The following is a 7,074-nucleotide window of genomic DNA, read 5'->3' on the forward strand; positions in this document are numbered from 1 at the left end:
CACACATCAAGCCCCGACGTACCAGGCGCCGACTCATACACAGCACTTCAGCGCCGACGCACACACAGCACTTCAAGGAGACCCGTGACATCCGCACCCGACATCCTCATCGTGGGCTCCGGGCTCGGCGGCGTCGCCGCCGCCCTCGCCGCCTGCCGGGCCGGACGCACCGTCGTCCTCACCGAGGAGACGGACTGGATCGGCGGCCAGCTCACCTCCCAGGCCGTCCCGCCGGACGAGCACCCGTGGGTCGAGCAGTTCGGCACCACCGCCTCGTACCGCACCCTGCGCGAGTCCATCCGGGACCACTACCGCCGGTGGTACCCGCTGCGCTCCGAGGCCCTGGCCCTCACCGATCTCAACCCGGGCGCGGGCCGCGTCAGCAAGCTCTGCCACGAGCCGCGCGTCGCCCTCGCCGTCCTGGAGGCGATGCTCGCGCCGCACCGCTCCTCGGGCCGGCTCACGCTCCTGACCGAACACCGCCCCGTCGCCGCCGAGACGGGCGACGACGACACCGTGCGGTCCGTCACGCTCACCGACCGTGACGGCAACCGCCGTACGATCAGCGCCCGTTACGTCATCGACGCGACCGAGACCGGCGAACTCCTCGAACTCGCCGGGGTCGAGCACGCGATCGGCGCCGAGGCGCGGAGCGAGTTCGACGAGCCGCACGCCCCCGACGAGGCACAGCCCCTCAACCAGCAGGGCATCACGGTCTGTTTCGCGCTCTCCCACCACGAGGGCGAGGACCACACCATCGACCGGCCGGCCGACTACGATTTCTGGCGCGCCTACCGGCCGGACTTCTGGCCCGGACCGCTCCTCGGCTTCCTCGCGCCCGACCCCCGCACGCTGGAGGCCGTACCACGCACCTTCGTCCCCAACCCGGAACTCGACCCGCTCGACGTCACCGCCGACCAGTCCGCCGACGCGGGCGACAAGGAGCTGTTCGGCTTCCGCCGGATCCTGGCGCGCAAGCTGCACCGGCCCGGCGCGTTCGACTCCGACATCACCCTCGTCAACTGGCCGCTCAACGACTACTGGCTGAAGCCCTTGATCGGCGCCGGCGAGGAGACGTCGGCCGCCGCGCTCGCCGAGGCCCGGCAGTTGTCGCTCTCGGTCCTGTACTGGCTCCAGACCGAGGCGCCGCGCGCCGACGGCGGCAAGGGATTCCCCGGCCTGCGGCTGCGTCCGGACGTCACCGGCACGGCCGACGGGCTCGCGAAGGCGCCGTACGTACGCGAGTCGCGCCGTATCAAGGCCGTCACCACCGTCACCGAGCACGACGTCGCGATCGACATCGTCGGCCCGCACGGCGGTACCCGCTACCGGGACTCCGTCGGCGTCGGCAACTACCGCATCGACCTGCACCCCTCCACCGGCGGCGACAACTACATCGACATCGGCTCGGTGCCCTTCGAGATCCCGCTCGGCGCGCTCGTACCGCGCCGCGTCCGCAATCTGCTGCCCGCCGGAAAGAACATCGGCACCACCCACATCACCAACGGCTGCTACCGGCTCCACCCGGTGGAATGGAACATCGGCGAGGTCGCGGGCGCACTGGCCGCGCACTGCGTCGCCGAGGGCGTCGAACCGCGCCAGGTCCAGGCCGAGGACAAGCGGTTCGACCAATTCGCCCGGCTGCTCGACCGCGAAGGAGTTCAGCGCCACTGGCCCGACGTACGCGGCTACTGAGGACACCCGGCACTCAGGAAACCAAGCACCGCGAACACCAAGCACCGCGATCACCCAGCACCGCGATCACCCAGCACCGCGATCACCCAGCACCACCGAGGCGGTGAACAGCCGGGCGGGAGCAGCTCCACCTGCCCCGCCCGGCCCACCGCCCACGTAACTGCCAACCCTGCACAAGGAGGTGCCCCTACCATGAACACCCACCGCATTCGCGTCGGCATCGACGTGGGCGGAACCTTCACCGACGCCGTGGCCGTAGACGCCACGACCCTGCGACTCCTGGGGCAGGTGAAGGTCCCCACCAGCCACCATCACAAGGACGGCGTCGCCCACGGCATCGTCGAAGCTCTCGACCGTCTGCTGGAGCAGACCGGACACGCCCCGAAGGACGTGGCCTTCCTGGCCCACGGCACCACTCAGGCTACCAATGCCCTGCTGGAGGGCGACGTCGCCACCGTCGGCCTGATCGGCGTCGGCGCCGGTCCGAGCGCCGGATTCACCCGCAGGCTCGCCGCCTTCCGGAAGCTCGAACTCACCCCCGGCAAGCGGCTCCCGCTCGCCTACGCCCATGTCACCGACCCGGACGACGGGCCCGCCGTCCGCGCCGCCGTCGACGCGGTCGTCCAGGAGGGCGCCCAAGTCGTCGTCGCCAGCCAGCCGTTCAGCGTCGACCGCCCCGAGGGCGAGGACACGGTCGTCGCGGTGGCCGGGGAACGCGGTCTGCCGACGACCGCCGCGCACGAGATCACCTCGCTGTACGGGCTCCACAAGCGCACCCGGACCGCCGTCGTGAACGCCGCGATCCTGCCGCGCATGCTCGCCACCGCCGACCTCGTCGACGCCTCCATCACCAAGGCCGGCGTCACCGCGCCCCTCATGGTGATGCGCTGCGACGGCGGCGTGATGTCCCTGGACGAGATGCGCCGCAGACCGCTGCTCACCGTGCTGTCCGGACCGGCGGCGGGCGTCGCCGGCGCCCTCATGCAGGAGCGCGTCAGCGAGGGCCTGTTCCTGGAGACCGGCGGTACGTCGACCGACATCAGCGTCGTACGGCGCGGCAAGGTCGCCGTCCGGCACGCCACCATCCTCGGCAAGACCTCGTACCTGTCGGCGCTCGACGTCAGGACCGTCGGTGTCGGCGGCGGCTCGATGGTCCGCGTCGGCGGCGGCAAGGTCACCGGCGCCGGACCGCGCAGCGCGCACATCGCGGGTCTGCCCTACGCCTGCTTCGCGACCCTGGACGACCTGCGGGACGCGAAGATCACCACGATACGGCCGATGGACGACGACCCCGCCGACTACGCGGTGCTCGACGCCGCCGGCGGACGCTTCGCGATCACCATGACCTGCGCGGCCAACGCGCTGGGCCGGGTCCCCGAAGGGGACTTCGCGCACTGCGACCCGGCCGTGGCCAAGGCCGCCATCGCGCCCCTGGCCGCCACGCTCGGCACGGACGTTCCCACCGCGGCGGCCCGCGTGCTCGACGCCGGCACCGACCAGGTGAAGACCGTGGTCGACGCGATGATCCGCGACTACCGGCTCGACAAGGACACCGCCGTGCTCGTCGGCGGCGGCGGAGGCGCGGCCTCCGTCACCCCGCACCTCGCGGCCGTCTCGGGCCAGGAGGGCCGGATCGCCCGCCACAACGAGGTCATCAGCCCCATCGGCGTCGCCCTCGCCCTCATCCGCGAGCAGGTCGAACGCATCATCCCCGGCGCCGGCCAGGAACAGATCCTCGCCGTAAGGGCCGAGGCCGAGGCCGCCGTCGTCGCCCAGGGGGCGGCCGCCGACGGCGTCGAGGTGGAGGTCACCGTCGACCCGCAGACCAGCACCGTGCGGGCCGTCGCGACCGGCGCCACCGAGCTGCGTACCCAGGACCGCGCCCACCGGGCCGACGAGGCCGACCGGCTGCGCGCCGCCGCCGACAGCCTCAAGACCGACCCGGCGGCGGTGCGCGTCCTCGCGGGCACCCCCGCGCACACCGTGTACGGCACCGACGTCCGCCGCCGGTTCCGGGCCGACCGCCACCCGGTGCGCGTCGTGGACGCCGACGGCGTCGTACGGCTCCACGCGCCGGACGCCCGCGTCGAGTCCACCACCGTCGGCCGCGCGCCCGAGGTCCTCGCCGGGCTGGTGAAGGAGGCCACGTCGTACGGCGACGGCGGCGTCCGCGCCCCCGCCCTGCGGCTCCTCATCGGCTCCCGGATCGCCGACCTCTCCGGCGTACTCGATCCGGGGCCGCTGCTGGCGCTCGCCCGCAGCGAACTGCGCGCACGCGCCGCCGACGAACCGGTCGTCGCCGTCCTGGAGGTGCGCTCATGAGCGCCGCCGCCCTGCTCGACCGTGCCGCGCTCGCGGCGATCGAAGCACTTGAGGCGACCGACGACATCGAGTTCGGCGTACGGCTGCTCGCCAACACCCCCACGCACGAGAACCGCGACCCGGCCCTCCTGCGTCAATGGGCGGCCGCCGCCGACGAGTTCGGCGCCGCGCTCGCGCCCGTCGCGTGCACGGCCCGTGTCGTGGAGAGCGGCGACGGCCTGGAGAGGGGTCTCCTGGCCCGCTACACCTCCCGGCCGGTGCCGACCGTCGAGCTGTTCACCGACACCCTGGCCCTCGCCGAGGAACTGATCGACCGGCTCGGCTGGCGCCACTGGTATCCGGCCGGATCCGTACGGGCGGCGGCGATCGCCCACGAGGCCGTGCACGAACAGCTCCACCACGGACCGGAGAAGACGGCCCTGAAGCGGTCCCTGAACCATGTCGTGCTGCGCGCGGGACGCCACCGTCTGTACGGCCATGTCGCGGGCGCCGACGAGATCGCCGCCCACGCCTACGCCCGCACCGTCCGCGGTCTCGGCCGCAGCCCGCTCCTGCTGACGGCCGCCCTGGCCACCGCGGCGGAACCGAAGCACGGATCCCCGCAGGGGTCCCCGCACGGAAGAAAGAAGTAACGCCATGGGCGTCGTCATCCTTCTTGTCATGGCGGCCGGTGTCGCCGCGATGCTCACCCGCAAGCTCCCCACCGCCTTCGCCCTCGTCATCCTGGGCGTCGTCATCGCCTTCCTCGCGGGCGCCCCGCTGACCGGCGAGAACAGCGTCCTGGACACGGTCGTCCAGGAGGGCGCACCCGCCCTCGCCGCCACGATGATCGCGATCCTGTTCGGCTCCTGGCTCGGCAAGCTGCTCGACGAGACCGGTATCGCGGGCACCCTCGTCCGCAAGATCGTCGAATTCGGCGGCGACCGCCCGGTCGTGGTCGCGCTCGGTGTCCTCGCCGTCTCGACCGTCGTCGGTACGGTCACGGGCTCGGCGCCCGCCGCGATGCTCGCCGGCATCATTGGCATCCCCGCCATGATCGCCGTCGGTATCCCGAAGGTCACCGCCGCCGGCACGATCCTGATGGGCATCGCGGCCGGTATGCCGTTCGAGCTGCCCATCTGGCAGTTCTTCTCCACCGCGCTGGAGCTGCCCGTCGACACCGTGCGCGGCTTCATGATCAAGCTGTTCCCGTTCGCGCTGGCCGCCGCCGTCCTCTTCGTCCTCATCGAGACGCGACGACGCGGCGTCGAGCACGCCTGGTCGCTCAAGTCCGCCTCGGCGAAGCCCACTTCGCGTCGCAAGCAGCTCGGCGACGCCCCGTGGTACGCGCTGCTCACCCCGCTCGTACCGCTGATCCTCGCCCTCGGCCTCGACATCGCGATCCTGCCGTCGATGCTGGCCGGTGTCCTGTACGCGCTGGTCACCACCACGCGGCCGGCCGAGATGAGCAAGCGGCTGCTGCGCACCCTGTACGGCGGCTTCGAGGTCGCGGCGGCGCCGATCGTACTGTTCATCGCGATCGGCATCCTGCTCGCCGCGGTGAAGCTGCCCGGCGCCGTGGAGGCGCTGGAGCCGCTGGTGAAGGCCGTCAGCCCGCAGAACCCGGTGCTGTTCGTCGTGGTCTTCACCCTGCTCGTACCGCTCTGCCTCTACCGGGGACCGCTGAACGTCTTCGGCCTCGGCGCGGGCATCGCCGGTGTCCTCATCGCCGCCGGCATCTACCCGGCCGTCGCGGTGCTGGGTCTCGCCACCTCGTACAACCAGGTCTTCGGTGTGTCGGACCCGACCAGCACCCAGACCGTGTGGAGCGCCCAGTACGCGGGGGTCACACCGCAGCAGGTGATGCTGCGGACCCTGCCGTACGTCTGGGCGGTCGCCCTCGGCGGCTTCTGCGTCACCGCCGCCACCTATCTGTGATCCCGCACTTCTGTGATCTCTCAACTCCCGGGACGGAGAACGACATGACACAGCAAGACACGCACGGCACCCACGACGGGCCGCGGAACCCCGGCCGTCGGATATTCCTGCGCGCCGCGGCCGCGACCGCCGCGGTGACCTCCGGTGTGATAACCACCGGCGCGGCGGCGACCGGCGCCGCCGCAGCTCCCACCGCCGCGACCGCCGCGACCCCCGCCGTCGCCGCGGCGCCCGGAGGATTCCCCGACTACCGGTACCTCAAGACGCTCCTGACGCCCTCTCAGCTCAAGTACAACCCCACCGGCGAGATCATCTTCCCGTGCATCCGGGGCGTCTACGACAAGCTGGCCAATCCGCTGGGCCGCTACTACCTCTACTACGGCCCGCACGACGCGCCCGGCGGTATCTGCCTGGCCTACGGCGACTCGCTGGAAGGGCCGTTCACCGAGTACACCGCCAACCCGATCGTCTCCAACAACTGGCAGCCCCACTACAAGGTCAGCCACGTCGCCTCGCCGCACGTCATCTGGCGCGCGGACCTCAAGGAGCTGTGGCTCTACTTCCACGGCGAGAACGGCACCACCCGCCTCGCCCGCTCCAAGGACGGCATCACCTTCACGTACGACAAGGTGGTGCTCACCACCGCGATGATGCCCGCGGGCAGCAACGAGACCTCGTACGCCCGTGTCTTCCCGCACGAACTGCCCTCGCGCGGCGCGCACTACGTGATGCTCTTCATGCTCAACAACCAGTCCAACCACCGCGCCATCGCGTGGGGTTGGTCGAGCGACGGCCGCAACTGGACCTTCGACCAGACGCCGCTCGTCCGCCACTCCGACGTCGGCGCGAACAACGTCGGCGGTCCGCACCTGCTGAGCCGGAACGGCAGCACGTACGTCGTCTACAACACCGACAAGGAGCACGGCGGCAATCTGCTGATCACCGAGGTCGGCAACGACTTCAGCCGCCGCAACCACCTCGGTCTCTTCTACGACTCGGCCAACAGCGCGCCGGACAACGGCCGCAGCGCCGCGCCGAGCTTCGGGACCGACCAGGGAGTGCCGTACATGGTCTACGAGGCGGGTGAACGCCTCCAGGGTTCGATCGCGGTCGCGCGAGGCTGACCGGCCGACGCCGGGC

The 7,074-nt window shown here is 71.6% G+C and carries 5 protein-coding genes; all 5 read left to right on the forward strand.

Going from position 1 to position 7,074, the window contains the following annotated elements:
• The first annotated feature begins 84 nt into the window (after positions 1-84).
• The 5 genes from ACFUN8_RS18075 (at position 85) to ACFUN8_RS18095 (ending at position 7,058) form a co-directional block, all read left to right on the forward strand.
• Complete coding sequence (locus ACFUN8_RS18075; protein WP_382559074.1) at positions 85-1,695, forward strand: FAD-dependent oxidoreductase; 1,611 nt, start codon at positions 85-87, stop codon at positions 1,693-1,695.
• Between the two features lie 192 nt (positions 1,696-1,887).
• Positions 1,888-4,017, forward strand: a complete 2,130-nt coding sequence (locus ACFUN8_RS18080; RefSeq protein WP_383638020.1) for a hydantoinase/oxoprolinase family protein — start codon at positions 1,888-1,890, stop codon at positions 4,015-4,017.
• Positions 4,014-4,649 carry a hypothetical protein gene (locus ACFUN8_RS18085; RefSeq protein ID WP_383638023.1) on the forward strand — a complete coding sequence of 212 codons (636 nt, stop codon included), beginning with the start codon at positions 4,014-4,016 and terminating at the stop codon, positions 4,647-4,649. The genes ACFUN8_RS18080 and ACFUN8_RS18085 overlap by 4 nt, the downstream gene beginning before the upstream one ends.
• Positions 4,650-4,653: 4 nt before the next feature.
• Positions 4,654-5,934 (forward strand): transporter, encoded by a 1,281-nt coding sequence (locus tag ACFUN8_RS18090; protein WP_383638026.1) that lies wholly within the window; start codon positions 4,654-4,656, stop codon positions 5,932-5,934.
• A gap of 44 nt (positions 5,935-5,978) precedes the next feature.
• On the forward strand, positions 5,979-7,058 hold the full coding sequence (locus tag ACFUN8_RS18095) for a hypothetical protein (protein WP_383638029.1): 1,080 nt from the start codon (positions 5,979-5,981) through the stop codon (positions 7,056-7,058).
• The last annotated feature ends 16 nt before the right edge of the window (positions 7,059-7,074 follow it).

This window comes from Streptomyces sp. NPDC057307 (assembly GCF_042667665.1).
Classification (GTDB): Bacteria; Actinomycetota; Actinomycetes; order Streptomycetales; family Streptomycetaceae; genus Streptomyces.